Consider the following 17154-nt stretch of genomic DNA (forward strand, 5'->3'; position numbering starts at 1 on the left):
TTGCGCCGGAGTGCGATGCGGTCGGCGATCAGGAGCCGGCCGGAAAATACCCCAGCCCAGTCCTTGGCTGGATCTGGAGTCTTTGCTGGGCGCGTATCTGGTCAGCGCGTTTCAGGTTCCGCTGGTGTCCGTGATTGTGCGGGGAATCCGTGGGTGCTGCCGTGTCTTCGCCGGTGACGCAGACGGCCTCGAAGGTGGACAGCGCCATGGGGTCTACGGCGGTGGTCACGTGGTATTCGCGAAAGCGGTATCGCCTGCGGACGGCGTTGCGAACCGACGTGGTGGCGTTCGCGGAGTCAGGCATTCTCGGTCGCCTCCTTCTGCGGGGCCGGGATGCGCGCTCCGCGCGAGTCCGCGACCCTGAGCGCGTCCGTCAGGGCTTCGGTCAGCCAGCGGGCCAGCCAACGATACTCAGTGGCCGACAGCGCCCGCGTTTTGGGAGCCAGGGCCTCTCGGGCGTGCTCCAGCAGTCTTTCCCCCATGCTGAGCTGTACCGCTTCAATGCTGTCGGCGAGTGTGGAGAGGTACCCCCTGCCGTCGGTGCTCAGGTGACAGGGGTTTCCGTCCGGCGTGGTCCACGGGAGTAAGCGGGGCCCCGCGACGCCCGTTGCCGCGTCGTACAGCTCCCTGCGCCGCATGCGGTCCGCGTCGCGGGACACGGCGACCGTAGATGACTGACTGGTCGTCACTCCATGCAAGCAACAGGGCAGTTTGCAGCACTGGGTCTGCGAACTACTACGCCGCGTGGCGGCTATCCGACAACGTTGAGGTAGGCGGCCAGGTCCCGCATCTCGCCCGTCAAGGTGCGCTTCCGCTTACTCAAGATCTCCTGCATGGTCTCGGCGGCCATGTTCTGGTGCCTCAGCCACTCGGGGGCGATGTCTCGGACACAGGTCAGTTCATCGATCGCCGCCGACAGGTCCCCGGTGCGGGTGTGGGCCCGCGCGATGTCGAGGGTGAAGCGGTTCCCGTCGTTCGGGCTGGGCATGCCCAAGCGCTTCCACGCCTTCGGTGACAGCGCCTCCTCTTCCTCTGCCTTGCGCAGCACCGTACGGGCGTCCCCGATGACCATGGAGTCTTCGAGTGCCTTCATGGCAACGGTGGCGGGTCCGAAGACGTGCCAGTACCGAGAGATGTTGCGGTGCGCCGTGCCGACGGCGGTTGCCGCCACCCGCGCCGCCTTGCGGTACTCCTTGGCCTCGTCCGGGGGGTGCCTCTATGTGTTTCGTCAAGGCGCCCGTGGTGGGTTTGGGGTAGTTCGGTGTTGCTGGGGTCACGCGGCGAGCTCAACGTCTTTCGGCGCCCGAGTCTCGTAGAAGGTGCCGTCGCGGAGCATGGCGAACAGGACGCTGATGCGTTGGCGGGCGAGGCGGAGGAGGGCTTGGGTGTGGGTCTTGCCGCGGGCGCGTTGCTTGTCGTAGTAGGCGCGGGAGGCGGGGTCGGCGTTCATACAGGCGAAGGCAGAGAGGAACATGGCGCGTTTGAGCTGCCGGTTTCCGCCTCGGGGGGCGTGTTCGCCGTGGATAGAGGTGCCCGACTGCTTTGTCGTGGGCGCGAGACCGGCGTAGGAGGCCAGGTGGGCGGCGGTGGGGAAGCTGGAGCCATCGCCGACGGTGACCAGCAGGACGGCGGCGGTCCTGACGCCGACGCCGGGCATCGAGGTCAGGACCTGGGAAAGAGGGTGGGCCTCCAGCAGGGCGTTGATCTGGGCTTCCATTGCCCGGCGTTGGGTGTGGACGGCGGCCAGGGACGCGGCGAGAGAGGGGATAACGATGTCGAGGGTGCCGGCGCCCGGGACCACAACGGTTTGCTCGTCGAGCGCGTCGAAGACCTCGTCGATCAGCCGCTGGGCCATGCGTGGGGCCTTGGGCCGGATCAGTTCGACGAGCCTGCGGCGGCCGGCTTTGCGCAGGGCGGACGGGGAGCCGTAGCGCTCCAGCAGCCAGGTCACAGCCTGGTGGTCCAGACGTGGCCCGAGGACGCGTTCCAGGGAGGGGTGGAACTGGGTGAGCAGGCCGCGTATCCGGTTGGAGGTGCGGGTGGCCTCTGCGGCGAGGTCCTGGTCGAAGCCGACGAGGACGGTGAGCTCGGCGGTGATCTCGTCGGTGAGTTCGAGCGAGCGCAGGGTGTGCGGCATGGTGCGGGCCGCGTCCGCGATCACCGCGGCGTCCTTGGCATCGGTCTTGGCCTCGCCGGGGTAGAGGTCGGCGATCCGGCGCATGGCCAGGCCGGGCAGGTAGGCGACGCGGCAGCCGGCGTCGCGGGCGACGGTCAGCGGGAGGGCACCGATGGAGGCGGGCTGGTCCACGATGACCAGGACGGTGCCGAACTTCGCGGCAAGTTTGTCGAACACGGCCCGCAGCTTCGGTTCGCTGTTGGGCAGCGGCTTGTCGAAGACCTTCTTGCCGGCCGGGGTGAGTCCGTGGCCGTGGTGAGCGGACTTGCCGACGTCCAGGCCGAGGAACACGCCCACGTCTTCGATCTCGAACATCGCACCCTTCCAGGGGTGTTGACGGTGCCGGCCTCGGCTCGGGTGTCGTGCTCGCGCATCCACGTTATGCAGACCTGCCGCCCGCGAACTGCCCGGCATTGCGCCGGACCGGACGGTGGCCGGACCTCTGATCAGCGTCTCCGACGAACACCCCCGGACCCGGCGACACCACCCCCCAGGTCATGCCTTCGACAGGGGGCAACAGTCATACCGGGCCCGGAGGCCAGCGGCCCCGTTGCAGGACCGCGAAAAAGATAACGGGGTTGTTCCGCGCGGCTGCGGCGGCGGCCTCCATCGCCAGACCGCCCCACACCGCGAGTTGGTCCGGCTCAGCCCCGGTGATCTTCGGCTCTACCGCGTCCATGCTCTCGGCAGCGATCCGTTCCGCCTCGTCCAACCGGCCCTGCCGAATCAGCAGCCAGCACATGCTGCCGACGCCCGAGCCTGCCGCGAGCATGTCCCCGCTCCACTTGGCGTCCGCGATGGCGCCGCGCAAGGCCTCATACGCAATGTCGTATTGCCGGACCTGGGTGAGGTACGTACCGGCCAGACGCAGCGCCTCGGCACGGGCCAGCAGGGCTTGCCCGTGCTCGTCTCCGCTTTCGTAGTACGCCACGGCCAGAGAGGCATCGCGCAGCAGGCCCGGCAGTTGAGCGGCGACGCTCCCAAGTTTTAGTACAGCAATTTGATCACCTCACGTTGCTTCAGTCACATCAGTCATCATGACTTCTTTGACGATCTCACTGTCCTCGCCATAGACACTGCTCGGTTTCGGTGCGCGCAATCTGGACACCGATTCCCTCTCCGGTGTCTTCATGATCCTGGAGGACCAGTACGGCGTCGGCGACACCGTCGACGCGGGCGTCGCCTCCGGCGAGGTCATCACGGTCCGTGCGGTGATCACCGAGGCCGCGGCGGCGATGGCCAAGGAGGACCCCTGGAACGAGCGTCTGTGGGGCCCCGTGGAGATCCTGGGCCTGGACTCCGTGCTGCTGGACTCCATGACGGTCCGGGTGACCGCGAAGACGATGCCGGGCAAGGCGCTGGGCGTGGAGCGCGAGCTGCGCTGGCGGATCAAGCGGTCCTTCGACGAGGCGGGCATCCGCATCGTCGGCGGCGTCCCCCTCCAGCCGGAGGAGCCCTCCCCGGCCGACCCGACGGCCGCCCCCTCGGCCTACGCCTCGACGACGTCCCCCAGTCCCTGGCCACGACCCCGGTCACCCCGCCGCCGAACCTGCCGAAATGACGTTCGACCTCCCGGGGCACTGACCACGCATCAGGAGAACAGACGCACCGTCGTGACAACGAGTGCGCAGCCGCCCCCGGCGATCAGCACGACGCCGATCAGCCTCTGCTGTGCATAGGAGGACGAGAAGCCCCGGTCCTCACGCCCCCCGAAGCTCTCGTGCCATTTCTTCGGAATTCCACGAAAATTCGTCGCGACGAAGACACCGACAAGAATCGTGAGAACACCAATCGGGAACATCACCCAGGCAGGCGCGGGTGACCGCGCGGCCGATTCGGATATCATGCCGAAGAATTTCATTCGATGACCCCTACCATGTCGACCGCTGGGCACGCCGCCACCCGACCACTTCCACAGCCAAAGATAGCAGCAGATACCGAGTACGCCGACGGCTTCCCCTCACCGGCACATGAACTCTGCGTGAGGAAGCCGTCGGTGGCCTGATGAAACGAATGGAGCACGGAACAGCGCTTTTCCTTTCCGGTGGAGTTTCTAGTAGAGCGGAATGGCTATGTTCAAACCGACAAACCACCCTATTCCTGGAGCCGCGGAGCCCCCGTACCAGTAATCACCCGTGCTGGATTGCTCCGTGGACCACGTCGGTGCGTTCGGATCCGACCGGGTCCCGATGGTTCCGCACGCACCGGGCCCCAAGCTCGCACAGCCCTGCACGCTGAACCAGGACTGATCGCCGCTCTTGGCCGTCGCGGCCCCGCCGGAGACGGCCCTGCCTCCAAATCCGACCGCACCAATGTTGAGATAGCCGTGCCCGTCGCCGGCCTGTGTCACCCCGACGCAGATCACGAAGCAGTAAGCGGCTCCGCCGAATCCGTGCTCCGCGACCCCTACGGATTTGCCCAGCCAGGGCGGTCCGATTTCGCCGGACAGATTTCCCTTGTCTCCGCAGCGCGTGGCTTGATGCCCGTAGGACGTGCACCCGTTGAAAACGCCGTTCTCGTCCGTGAACATGTCCTCCCAGTTTTGTCCCTCGAATGCGAGGTCGATGCACTGCTTCGTCCCCGGGTGCTTGTCGCACTGCGCTTCCAGCTCGTGCCGCGCCTGTGCCACCTTGAACATTTCGGCGAGCTTCCGGTAGAGGGGGCCAAGGTCCGAGTTCGTCGTGCATGCAGAGGTCTGGTAGCACTGCAGGGCGGTATCGGGTGCAGGGCCGAGCAGGAGCGGTGGGGTACTGCTGCTGGCAGGGGTCCCGCCCAGCCGCGCTGTGCCGCCCGACCGGCCGCTTCCGCTGCCCCTGTCGCTGTGTGTACTGCCAGGGAGGGCGCCTCCCTGTCCGTTGGGGTTGCAGCTGGCCGAGTGATTGCCGCCATAGCAGTTGTCGCTTCCCGGAAGATCGCCGCCCTGACCGTTCGGATTGCAGCTGGCGGAGTGGTTGCCGCCGTAGCACGCGAGGCCCGTCGGGTCGCTGTTCGTGGCGGGGTTCTGGTTGGCGTAGGTATAGCCGTTGAGCGACTGGTGCTGTTCGATGCTCAGGACCGGGTCGACGCTGATGAACTGACCGATTCCGGTGTCGTACTCCCGGGCGCCGATGTGTGTGAGCCCCGTGGTGACGTCAGAGGGCTTACCGAGAAACGCCTTGTCATCGGGCCAGTCAGTCGTCGGCTCGTCGCCCCTGGGTGCCCCGAAGGGAGTGCTGTAGCGCTTCGTCACCGCCTGTGTGCCGGCCTCGATGGCGAGGCTGGATGTGCCGTGGTGGTCGGCCGCGAGGAAGTTGAGTTTGGTACCTGCGGTTCCGGCAGTAGCTGTTCGGACAGCGAGGGTCTGGCCGACGGCACTGTAGTAGCGGGTACCGGAAACGACCTTGGTCGCCCCCTTGGTCGTGAGGCGCACCTCCGTCGAACCCAGGTAGAGGACCGTGTCACCGTCACCAGCTGCCCTGCGGACCAGGAGTTCGCCGTCGGCGTCGTAAAGGTAGCCGGTGTCGAGAGCCGACTTCGATCCGACCGCGGGTTCAGTCGTTTTGGTGAGCTTGCCCTCGCTGTCCCAAACCAGGGTCTGGGTGGCCTGGATGCCGGGTCGCGTGGTGGTATGGCCGGTCTCGTCGTAGCTGTAGGTACTGCTCTTCGCGCCGGTCGTCTTGGTCAGAGGGTGGGGCTGTCCTGTTGCGGTGCCGTACTCGTACGTGGTGGTGGCCGTCGACGTGTTCGCCGAAGTGGCGTGCGTCGTCTCGGTGTCGCGCTGCCCTGAGGCGGTGTACGTGTAACTGGTCCAGTAGGGCGCGGCGCCGCTGATGTTGGTCGTGGTGCGGCCGGTGTCGGCGCAGTCCGCGGTCTGCGGGGTCCAGGCTTCGGTGAGGCGCCGGTGGGCGTCGTAGGCAAAGCACTGGTGGTCGGCCTTGCCCGTACCGCCGAGGGTGGCGTCGTCGAAGATCGACGTCATGTTCCCGGCGTCGTCCTGCGTGTAGTTGAGATCCTGGAGCATGTATGGGTGGGTCTGGTCCGTGACATGGCTCCGGGTGAGCCGGCCTGTTCCTTGTTCGTAAGTGTTCGTGATGTAGGCGCTCTTGGCCTCGATACCGCCGGTGCCCAGCGCCAGTTGCTGCACCTGGCCGAGGGCGGAGTAGTCGACATCCTGAAGGTAGCCGGTGGTTCCGGTGACGGAAATCGTCTGGCCGAGACCGTTGTAACGCCGCTCGACAGTCTCCTTGGCCAGCCCTCCGACCGCGGGCTCGGTGCTGCTCAGCAGTGTTCCGTCGATGCGGTAATAGCTGGAGAAGTCCAGGGTGGTCGGCACGCCGGCCTTCACCAGCGGGTCGGTGTCCGGGAGTTTGAGCTGAGTGCCGGTGGCGCGGTTGAGGTTGTCGTAGGCGGTGACGGCCTTCGTGTACCGCGCTCCGCTCAGGCCGCCGGCGTAGCGGGTGGAAGAGCTCAGCTGTCCCTTCGCGATGGTGTCGTAGTCACGGCTGGTCAGCAGGTTGGCGTCGGTCTTCTCGCCCGCCCAGGTGCTGTCGGCGCGGCCGAGCTGGTCATAGCTGGTCAGAATGGATTCGCCGCGTGAATCCGTCACCTTCACGGCCCGATCGAGGCTGTCGTACTCGGTGAAGCTCCGGCCCATGTCCGGGTCGTCCACGCTCACCTGCCGGCCGAAGAGGTCGTAGGTGTAACTCCACTGTGCTCCGTCCTGGGCACTGGTAATCAGGCTCTGCAGGCCGTCCGGTGTGTAGTCGGTCCTGGTGGAGGTGTACGGGACTCCGAGTGTGCTGCCGAAGCCCGCGTCGTCCGGCATCTGACCGGCGTACTCACGCGTCTCCACCGCGCGTCCACGTGGGTCGGTGATGGTGCGGGTCGCGGTTCCGCCGTTCACCGCGGTGTTGGCCGTCGAATCCCCGGTGTAACTCGTGGTGGTGGACCACTTTTTGACGCCGAAGACGTAGAGAGTGTTTGTCGTCGGTCGTCCGGCGCCATCGAACACCGTCTCGTTCTGCGTGGGCGCCTCACCGTATTCTGCGCGGGTGTAGGTGCCTTGCGGCGTGGTCGTGTTGTCGAAGATGTCGGCGTAGGTTTCGTACGCCAGGCCGCGGCTGTCGTAGCGGGTGTCAGTCAGCAGTTGACCGCCGAGCGGGGTCGGGGATTGGGTCTGCAGGGGTCTCAGCAGCGCGTCGTACACCGTGTAGCTGGTGTTGTATGTTTCGCCGTCGGCCTTGAGGGTCGATGTCGCCACCGAGGACGGTTTGGTCCTGTTCAGGTGATAGGTGAAAGTGGAATTGGGGCTCTGGCTGCCACGGATGCGGTTGGGTGCCCAGACGTCCGTCAGCCGCCCCAGTGCGTCGTACGCCTGCTCCGTCTTGTACAGGTTGGCGTCATAGGTGCGCTCGGGAAGTCCTCGGCGCGCATCAAGGAAGCCAACAACCGTGTGGCCCTTGGCATTGGTGAGGACCGTCTTGGTCAGCGGACCCGAATCCGCGGGGGTGTAGGCGGTGTCGGACACGTTGTTCTGGACGTCGGTGATGGTCCTCGGCCGCCCGAGGGTGTCATAGGTCGTCGCGGCGATCCTCTGCCAGCCGGTGGGATTGCGCTCACCGCCGCTCTCCATGGCCGGGTACCCGGTGGCGCGGCCTGTCCAGTTGATGGCCCCCTTGGCCGGCTTCTGGTCCGGAGTCCAGCCGGTTACGGTAGCGGTGTCGTAGACCGTGGCGGTGTCGGACAGCACGTCACCACGGGTATCACTGTTCGTGGGAAGGCTGAGGGCGGCTTCGGTGACCGAGCAGGTCTTCGCTACCGTGCGGGTACGGGAAACGAGGCCGGTCAGCCCGGCCGCGTCGTTTCGGGCGTACCAGTAACGCGTGCAGGTCTCGTCACCGGACTTGGCCATGTCTCCGTAGTCGGAGGTGGCCTTGGTCATGCCGTAGTCGTCGAAGGAACTGGCGGTGCCCGTGGAGCGCCAGGTCTTCGGCACGGTGAGATAGGTGTAGTTCGTCGACGCCGCAGTACGGACGTAGCGCGCCACGTGGTCGCCCGCGCCCGGTACGGTCTGGCGGGCGGTCTCCTTCGACCACGGGATGTTCATGGTGGCCGAAATGGGAGCGGCACCGTCGTACGTGACGCTCTGTCGCAGCTGGCCCGCGTACTGGTCGGTGTCCTTGAGATCCGGGATGCCGAGCGCCGGAGTGGTCAGGGCAGGGACGGTGGCGGCACGGGTGGTGCCGTCCTTCTTCTTGTCCCCGTCCATGCCTTGCAGGTACACGGGAACCGTCTTGGAGCGCGTGGTATCCCTCGCCCCGCTGTAGACGGTGACCTGACGGTAGCCGCGCCAGTCGGACCAGGTCCGCTCGTCCTTGGGCGTGAACGGCTCGTCGCTGTAATGCCAGGCGGCACCGCTGTACGCGTACTCGTTCTCCACCGTGTCGTTCTGACCCGCGGGATCGGAGACGGTGACGGCCAGGACCCGGTACTTCTGGAACCAGTCGACCGACGCCTCCGAGGCGCCGTTGATGTTCCAGTACTGCGGGTAGCAGGAGCGGGTGTTGGAGTCCTGATCCGCCCCGATGACCTCGCTGCGCGCGCATTCGGGGCTCGACAGCGTCACCGTAGTGATCGCGCCGGTCTCGGAGGTGATGCTCGATATACGTGGCCTGGTCAGGGGCAGGATGTCGTCGGTGGCATCCACCCGGTTCGGCCGCATCTGGTACGTGAAGGACACGGGATCGAGCGCGATGGCGGCGCCGGTCAGGCCAGTGCGCTTGATCGACTTCAGGGTCAGGACCTGATCGGATGTGTCCCCGATGTCCCCGCCATCCAGGTACTGCTGGGTGAAATCCCAGGAGTCCACCGGCTCGTACTTACTCGCAGCGGCCGACCAGGAGAAGGTACTGACCCCGGTCAGCCGCTTGCGAGAGAAGAACGAAGGGGCCTCCGCCCGGCAGTCGTCGGCGTCCTCGGCGCAGATGGAGTCGAAGGGCACGTCCGGCCAGTTGTCGGAGGTGTCCTTGTTCAGGCTGGAGCAGTCCGATGCGGTGCAGCGCTCCGCGTAGTCGAGGGTGACCTTGGCATCCGCGTCATCGGTGAACAGTGCGCCCTCGCGCAGTCCGTACTTGATCTCCTTCAGGTAACCGCCGCGGATATAGGGCGTATCGGCCTTGGTCGCTGTGCTCTTCTGGTAGTAGTTCGCTTCCTTGGAGTACCAGTACGTCGCGGCATTGCCGTAAGTGTCGACCGTGTAATCCAGGTTCCACCGCCATGCCTGTGTGACCGAACGGTTCTCGAACGAGCTCCCCTTGTCGTAGCCGGGCTCCCCGCTGTCGTCACCGTACACGGGCACAGTCCAGGTGGAGTTGGTGCGCTCGGTACTCTCGCGGTCGAGTTTGTCGAGGCCGAACACGTACTTCGTGCCGTCTCCCTTGACGACGGTCCAATGCTCACCGTCGTCGTCCTCGTTGTCCGCGCCTGTTGACCGTGTGACCTGTGAGGCGTCATCTCCTTCGAGCCTCCACTTGCCGGACGCGTCGTCCTTGACCAGGCGGGACGCGATGCCGTTCAGCACCAACCGTGCGTTGTCGTACTTCCAGCACTGCTCGAAGACATCGTCGTGCCCGTCGTCGTCACAACTGCCGTAACTGCGCTCGACGTACGACTCGGTCATCGAGAAGCCTTCACCGACCGAGGTGCCCTGGTTGTTCGTCGTCGCCGTTCGCCCGTCAATGCCCCCCGTGTCGTAGGAGAGTGCCAAGGACGGAGTGGGGCCGGCGGCTGCGGGCGGCAGAGTGAATCCGTAGGACCAGCTAAAGGAACCTGAACTCGCGCCCGCCTGCCACGAGGAGGACTCCGACAGTCCGGTGGCGCTGTAGTCGCCGCTGCCCTTGGCGGACTCACCGGCGCCAGCCGCCGTCGCTGTGAGCGCGAGAACCTGCGTGCCTGCGGCGGCCTGGTCGGGCTGTACCGCAGTCTTGGCAGAACTCCCGGTGAGGAGGATCTGAGCGGTGACCGTGCGCTTCTTCACGTTGTTCTGCGAATCTAGCGGGGTCTGCGTACGGCACTTCTGCTTCTCCGGCGTGGTCAGCGCACAGTCCGGCAGCTGCACCAGGCGCAGCCTCCCTGACCAACCGCCGCCGACCGCGGAGGCGAAGGAGCTGTAATCGACGCTCACTTCGGCCCGGCCCTGTCGGTCCGCTTCGGCGGTGAGGACCACACCCGTGATCCCGAGCCTGCCAGTGGTCTTCCGGTCCAGAGTGGTCACCTTGACGTCGGTGATACCCGGGGCACTGCCCTTCGCGCGGGAAGGGACGACTGTCAGCGGGAGGCCGCCGGGCTTCGCCTCGGCCTGGTCGGCGGGTTCGAGCGTGACCTTCGCGGTGCCGGGACCGGGCCAGGTGACCCGTTGTTCTTTCCTGGCCCTCTTCGCCTGCGCGGCGTTGGCCTCGCGATCCCTGGTCACGCGGGCTCGGGCCGCCTTCGCACCCAGGCCGGTGACCTTGTCGACCTTGCTGACTCTCTGCTCGGGCAGGTCCGGACGTCCCAGGCCGCCCGACTGTGCCACGGCCACCGGAGTCAGGCCCAGGGGCACCGCCAGTGCCAGGGCCAGGGAGGCCATCAGAAGACGGCTCTCCGGGCGTCGAACTACCCTCAGCCACCTACGTGACGTGCCTATGCCAAGCGCCATGATCGTCTGTCCCCACCCGAGAGAGTCATGTCTGAGAAGAGGTCGGTCAACGCGGCATTTCCTCAAGGAATGGCCGCCGGGAGCCGGGCCGGGACGGCACGGCATCGTCGTGCCGTCCCGGCCTCCCGCTAATCGCCCGTCAGGTCCTCGGCCTGTTCCTGACTCGCTATCGCTCCGGCCCAGACTCGGACTTCGGCGATGCGGCTGGGCAGGAAGTACTTCCACGTCCCGCCGTTGAACCCCTTGCCGATGGCGAACTGGCCCAAGCCGGCCTTTGCCGTGAACGTCTTCGGCTCGCCGTTGAGTACGTAGCCCACCCGAAGCGAAACCGTCGCGTCCTGGGCGTCGAAGATGCCGGTCAGACGCACGGGTGAGTCGATCGCCGCTTCCTCGTCCGACACCACCGAGGTTGACGTGCCGTCCACGTTCAGCCGCCCGAAGCGCCAGAACCCAACCGGCACGAGCCTCTCCTCAAGAGTCTCCTCGTCCAGCACAGTTTTATGGTCCGTGACCTCGAACCACAGCCCCCATGCGGAACCGTCGACCGTCCTCTGACCAAGAACCTGTCCGACGTATCCCACCGGCTTCGCGGCAAGCTTCGCCTCGTCCAGCGACACCAAGGTGGTCACCGTGAACGAACCCGTGTCGTCCACCAACGGGGCCGCCGCCGTGGCCGCATCGTCCACACCATCGAGAACCAGTTCCTCACCATCCAGCGATGCCCCACCGGTCAGCGTCAGGTCATGCCCGTAACCGGAGGTCGTGTCACCGATCGTGGAACCGCTGCCGAACGACGGCAGCCAGTCCGCGACGAGTTCCGTGGCCGCATAGCCGGTAGCCGTCAGCAGCCTCGCATCCTCGGCAATCTCCGCGTCGCTCAGCTTCCGCTGCCAGGCGGCAACCTCGTCGATCGAGCCGTTGAAGGGCCAGTACCGCTGCCCCGCCCACAGATACCGGCCTATGTTGAACGACCCGGTCGAGGGCCACGACCCTGGCACCGACTGCGTGCCCTGCAGCACACCATTCACATAGAGGCGCAGCTCCTGAGTGGCCGGATCGTAACTGCCCGCCAGATGCGTCCACGCCCCCACCGAGGCGGGAACCCTGCCTCGCACGCCGTAATACGCCGTCCCGGTGTCCTCGTCCTTCTCCTTGACGCCGAACACCCAGCTGTCGTACGCCGTTTCGTACCACAGGACGAACGCACTGTAATTGGCACCGTCCTGAGACAGCACAATCGCGTCCTGCGCCTTGCTGTTCAGCCGCGCCCACGCCGAGACCGTGTAGGCGGAACGGGTCTCCAGAACCGGTCCATCGGTCGCGGCATACGCACCCGTGCCATCCAGCGAAAGCCCCATGTCAGTCACCGGTTCCGCCAACGGCTGCCCCTGGGCATCGTGGGTGATCAGCCCGCGGCGTCCACGGTCGTCACGAATCGCGCCGGCACCGAGTGTCGCGTCATGGCGCTCGGCGCCACCGGCTGTGGCCGAGTCGACGGCCACACCGTTGGCCTCGTCGAAGTGTCAGCGGCCCACCGGGCCCTCACCCGCCGCGACCAGGAAGTCCACCACATTTTCGGCGCCCCATCGGCCCACGTTGTCCTTGGCCTGCACGTACAACCGGTGCGTTCCGGACCGCTCAGGCGTGATGTCACGCGTCACTGTCGAGCCGGAGCCAGCAGGCTGCCACGCATCGGTAAGACTCAGCCGGTACTGATAGGCGACGTTGTTGGTGTCACCGGTGGCCGGAGCGAAGGTGAACTTACCGGCAACGCCAGGGCCGCCGCCTGGAATGCAGGCGTTGGGCCAGCACTCGCTGTACGTGGTGTTGATAGTAATTTGCGGCGCCTTGGGTGCAGTCGGGTCGACCTTGAAGTAGCACGGTGTGGTGTAGCCGGTGTTGAGCCGGTTCGAGCCGTCCTCGTAGTACGACATCGTCAGCGCCTTCAACCGGTACTGCACGCCCTCTTGCAGCATCGGCAGGCTTCTGGACTGTTTAACCAGATTGCCCACATAGCCGGAAGTGGGGCCGTCGAGATCCGTATGCGCCGTCACCCACGCCGAGCCGTCCCACTTGTCCGTCCGCCAACGAATCCGCAGGTTGGCTCCCGACTCACCGCCCGTGGCCGTCTTCGGCTCCCCCGTGACGAGCGGCGTCGGATCACTCACCACAGTCGGGGCCGCGGAGTTCGTCGAGCAGACATAGCCCGATCCCGCGACCAGACCAACCTCGATAGGCAGTGCTGGAAGGGCAACGTACTTCACTGAGAGGACCGCATCGTTCTTGAACCGCTTCCACGCCGCGGTGTCACCCTCGTCATGAGCCTTGAGCATCAACGTCAGCCGCGAGAACTTACCCGCGGCGAAATCACGGACCGTCGGCGTCAGATTCTCATTCGTCTCGTCCGCGCTGTCCCTGAACTCGATGGGCGCGTCAGGCGAATCCGGATCACACAGCGATCCCCGACCGGCGGACACATTCCGGTCCACCATCAGGTCCAGATCCTTCGGCCTGGACGACCACGTGGTGGACGACGAGATGTTGTTCGTACGGACCAGGTCCACCCACCGCGGATCGCACTGGAACGCCCACGGCTCCGTCACCCGGAACGTCACGTCCAGCACCTGCTTGCCCTTCAGACTCGCCGGGGAGAACTCGAAATACAGCCGCTGCACGTACCCCGGCCCGCAGTAATACCCGTTCCAGGTACCGCACTTACCGACGCCCTTGCCCTTGCCGTCGTCATCGTTGCCCCACCCATAGGACTCATACCCGTCCGACCGCAGCAGGGTCCGCTCCGACTCCCCCCACGTCACCGTCGGATCGATGAACAGCGGAAACGCCGTCTCGTCCGTCTTCGCCAGCATCTCCGCGTCCGGCACTACCGCCAACGCGTCATCGGCCACCTGTACATCGATCCGAGCAATGTTGTCGCCCTGCCCCGGCTCAAGTCCTGAACCCGAAGCGCCCGTCTCCGACACGTCGCTGTTCCTGCTCAACCCCTCGACGACAGCCGTCGGTACGGCGCCACTCTTCAGCGATTCGGGCTGCTCGGTGGCCGCCGCGCCCGCCGAGTCCCACATCCGGGCTGGCGGCGCACGGAAGACCGTCTGTCCGTTTTCGTCCACCGCGGCGAGATTCCCGGCAGCACCCGTGCGGACCTCAAGTCCTCTCGTCTTCAGCCCGAACGACAGCTTCTTCAGCTCCGGGGCCGAGGCTGCCTCGGGTGTCCTGACCACCAGCACCTGCTGGAAGCTCTCGGCTGTCGCCGTGACCATCAGGTCCACGTCTGGCAGCACATCGCCGTAGACCGCGCTCGGGCCGTCGATCCGAGGCGCGGGAAGTTTCGTCGGCCAGGCCAGCTCAAGGGACCGCCCCCGCTCGGACAGCTTCACAAGCGAGTCGTCACCGCCACCGGAGAACACCATGTCCACTGCGGCAGCCTTCGGACCGACGGACCCATCCGGGCGACGCTCCAGTGTGGCATCCGGCGCCTGCCAGTCGCCCTCGCCCTTGGCCACTCTGACGGGAACGACGGACTACTCAAGGGTGAACGTGAATCCATCGGGATTCGCGAACACCGTCGTTCGCTCCGAACGCTCCCCGAGCACCTCCACACGGCTGCCCGAGGCCTTCGCCTCCGCCAGGGCCCGGCCGCCTTCGCTCAGATCAGCGGAGTCCATCGCAGCGGTGACCGCGTGGCTCTCCGGCACCGGCAACACAAGCAGCGACAATGCGGCGGCCATTGCCAGGCCGCCCATACGCCGTCTTCGGGCATGCCGAAATCCTGCACCGAACTCCACAAGTCCCCACCCCAGAGTCACACGGCCATTACAAGCAGAGACGGAGTCAACGCCACCTCAACCCTGAGCGTCAACAGGGACATCCCATGAATACACAGTCAAGAAGGGCCTTGAACCGGGGAATTGACCCGCATGCCTGGAATGGCCTCAGCTCTCAAAGCGAGCCACCCTTTACCATGCGTAAGCACCCCTCCGGCGTCGGCCGAGCGCGGCCACATGACCAAGGTGCCCAATTCCACCGACTCTCCGGCAGCAAGCGGAACAGGGCCAACCGGTTTGGATGCAGCCAGTTAGCCCTTCTCCACGCCAGCACTCAAGTGATGTAAATCACATACCCGTGGGAGTGAGGTACCCGCCGCCAAACGCCGCAATCCACCCCACTCGCTACATATAGACGTTACGTCGTGCGGTAGGCAGCCCGCACAGTCCGTGCGGTGCTCTGGACGCATCACCGGCGACATACCACATGGTCTGATCCCGGAGACGCCCCAAGTCCGCTGGTCGCCTGCCGTCCACCGGTCAGAGTTCGACGCGGGCGGCGATCGGGAGGTGGTCGCTGTCCGTGGCCGGAAGCGTCCAGGACGACAGTGGTTCGACGCCCTTCACCATGATCTGGTCGATCCGGGCCATCGGGAACGAGGCCGGCCAGCTGAAGCCGAAGCCGTTGCCCGCCGCGCCCTGGGTGGACCTCATCTGGGAGGTGACCTCGTTGAGCGAGCGGTCGTTCATCGTGCCGTTGAGGTCGCCGAGCAGGATCACCTTGCCGAGCCGTTCGTCGGCGATGGCCTCGCCGAGTGCGTCCGCGCTGTTGTCGCGCTGGTTGGCGGTGAATCCGGCGTGCAGCTTGACCCGTACGGACGGCAGATGGGCCACATAGACGGCGACCTCGCCCTTGGGCGTCGTCACCGTGGAACGCATGGCCCGGGTCCAGCCCATCTTGATGTCGACCGGCCGGGTGCCGCTCATCGGGTACTTGCTCCACAGCCCGACGGTCCCCTGGACCGAGTGGTACGGGAAGCGGTCGGCGAGCGCCGCCTCGTACGCCGGGACCTGGTCGCCGGGCAGTTCCTGCAGGGCGATGATGTCGGCGCCGGAGCCCGCGACCTGCCCGGCGGTACCCGCGGGATCGGGGTTGTCGGCGTTGACGTTGTGGGTGGCCACCGTGAGGTCGCCGCCGCTGCCCGACTTGTCGGAGAGCAGCAGCCCGCCGAAGAGATTGAGCCAGACCGCGACCGGCAGCAGCAGGGCGATCAGCGCGGTCGCCGAGCGGCGCACCAGGCCCAGGACCAGCAGCAGCGGGATGAACACGCCGATCCACGGCAGGAACGTCTCGGTGAGGCTGCCCAGGTTGCCGATGGTGTTCGGGATCTCGGCGTGGAAGACCATCACGAGCGTGAGCAGGACCGCGCAGACGGCGAGCACGATTCCGCGTCGCCAGATGCCCCTGTCGTCTGTCCAGCGGGCCCATCTGTCGCGCAGGCCCCGGAAGCGGGATCCGGCCCCGGTGCGCTGCGGCTCCGCACGGTCGTTCCCGGTGTCCGCTCCGTACGCCTGCACCATCGCGCTGTCCTCACTGCCTTGCCGTGCATGTCGCCGCGCCCTCGACCCTAGGCGATGGGCGGCGTGTTTCCTGCCGTCCACGACGGCCGTACTGCCACGAGGACGAAAGGCGGGACGCGATGGGTTCCGGCCGGGAGAGTTCTGTGGGGGCTTGTGACAGAACGATCACATATTCGGGCGGCTCGGTGCGGTTACGGCTCGCGTCAGCCGTCCGTGGCGGGGCGGGGGGCGAGGCCCTCGGTCAGGACCCTGATGATGCTGTCGGCGAGATCCTCGGGAAGCGGCGCGTCGGGCCGGTGAATGGTGCGTACGAGCATGGGGCCCAGGAACAGGTCGTCCATCAGCTCCACGTCCAGGTCCCCGCGGAGTTCGCCCGCGTCCACCGCCCGCTGCACGGCGGCCAGCATGGCGGCGCGGCGCGGCGCTATGACGGTGCAGTGGTACTCGGACCACAGCTTGGGGTGGCTCTTCATCTGCGCGAAGACGTTGTGGAGGAGGACGGAGGAGCGCTGGGCGAGGCCGCGCCTGCGCAGTGACTCCAGCAGCAGCCGCAGGTCGGCGAGTCCGGCGGTGCCGGAGACGGTGGCTTCCGGGGGTTCGATGTCGCGCAGGACGTCGACGAAGAGCTCTTCCTTGCCGCTCCACCGCCGGTAGATGGTCGCCTTGCCGACGCCCGCGGTACGGGCTATCCGTTCGATGGACAGGCCTGCGAGGGGCTCACCGGCCTCCAGCAGTTCGACGACGGCGTTCAGGATCGCCCGCTCGGCCGCCGCGCTGCGTGGCCGGCCCCTTCGCGGTTCCGGATCCTCCCGGACCGGACCGCCGCCGCCCGGCACCTCTGCCTCTGCCTGCACCTGAATCCACCTCTCGCCGCACCGTTCGCCGCTTCGATTCTCGCCGACAGTTGCGGTGCCTCTGTGAGTCGCCCCCCGGATTCCGGC

9 protein-coding genes and 2 pseudogenes are annotated in these 17154 nt (G+C 66.4%); 1 reads left to right on the forward strand and 10 read right to left on the reverse strand.

Features of this window, described 5'->3' with window-relative positions; genetic code table 11:
- Positions 1 to 28: 28 nt before the first annotated feature.
- The 5 genes from OG507_RS11265 to OG507_RS11285 form a co-directional block, all read right to left on the reverse strand.
- The gene (locus OG507_RS11265) at positions 29 to 304 is read right to left on the reverse strand and encodes a hypothetical protein (protein WP_327367042.1); all 276 of its coding nucleotides are present in this window, start codon (positions 302 to 304) and stop codon (positions 29 to 31) included.
- Entirely contained in the window at positions 297 to 689 is a 393-nt protein-coding gene (locus tag OG507_RS11270; protein ID WP_442810961.1) for a hypothetical protein, read from the reverse strand. Before OG507_RS11270 ends, OG507_RS11265 begins: the two co-directional genes overlap by 8 nt.
- Before the next feature lie 62 nt (positions 690 to 751).
- Positions 752 to 1171, reverse strand: coding sequence for a hypothetical protein (locus OG507_RS11275; RefSeq protein ID WP_327367043.1), 420 nt, complete (start codon positions 1169 to 1171; stop codon positions 752 to 754).
- Positions 1172 to 1273: 102 nt separating this feature from the next.
- Positions 1274 to 2491 carry an IS110 family transposase gene (locus OG507_RS11280; protein ID WP_327367044.1) on the reverse strand — a complete coding sequence of 406 codons (1218 nt, stop codon included), beginning with the start codon at positions 2489 to 2491 and terminating at the stop codon, positions 1274 to 1276.
- A 205-nt stretch (positions 2492 to 2696) separates the two neighbouring features.
- Positions 2697 to 3107: a hypothetical protein gene (locus tag OG507_RS11285; protein ID WP_327367045.1), complete on the reverse strand. Its 411-nt coding sequence runs from the start codon at positions 3105 to 3107 to the stop codon at positions 2697 to 2699.
- 148 nt (positions 3108 to 3255) lie between these two features.
- Here OG507_RS11285 and OG507_RS11290 point away from each other — a divergent pair.
- Positions 3256 to 3737 (forward strand): annotated as a pseudogene (locus tag OG507_RS11290) (mechanosensitive ion channel domain-containing protein); the annotation flags it as partial.
- Between the two features lie 30 nt (positions 3738 to 3767).
- On the opposite strand, the gene OG507_RS11295 reads toward OG507_RS11290, so the two are convergent.
- From OG507_RS11295 to OG507_RS11315, 5 genes and pseudogenes are all read right to left on the reverse strand, one after another.
- Positions 3768 to 4037 (reverse strand): hypothetical protein, encoded by a 270-nt coding sequence (locus OG507_RS11295; RefSeq protein WP_327367046.1) that lies wholly within the window; start codon positions 4035 to 4037, stop codon positions 3768 to 3770.
- A 192-nt stretch (positions 4038 to 4229) separates the two neighbouring features.
- Entirely contained in the window at positions 4230 to 10781 is a 6552-nt protein-coding gene (locus tag OG507_RS11300) for an RHS repeat domain-containing protein (protein ID WP_327367047.1), read from the reverse strand.
- 197 nt (positions 10782 to 10978) lie between these two features.
- Positions 10979 to 14611, reverse strand: a pseudogene (locus OG507_RS11305) (LamG-like jellyroll fold domain-containing protein).
- 561 nt (positions 14612 to 15172) lie between these two features.
- Positions 15173 to 16213, reverse strand: coding sequence for an endonuclease/exonuclease/phosphatase family protein (locus tag OG507_RS11310; RefSeq protein WP_327367049.1), 1041 nt, complete (start codon positions 16211 to 16213; stop codon positions 15173 to 15175).
- Between the two features lie 203 nt (positions 16214 to 16416).
- Complete coding sequence (locus OG507_RS11315) at positions 16417 to 17073, reverse strand: TetR/AcrR family transcriptional regulator (RefSeq protein ID WP_442811096.1); 657 nt, start codon at positions 17071 to 17073, stop codon at positions 16417 to 16419.
- Positions 17074 to 17154 lie beyond the last annotated feature (81 nt).

Source organism: Streptomyces sp. NBC_01217 (genome assembly GCF_035994185.1).
Taxonomy (GTDB): domain Bacteria; phylum Actinomycetota; class Actinomycetes; order Streptomycetales; family Streptomycetaceae; genus Streptomyces.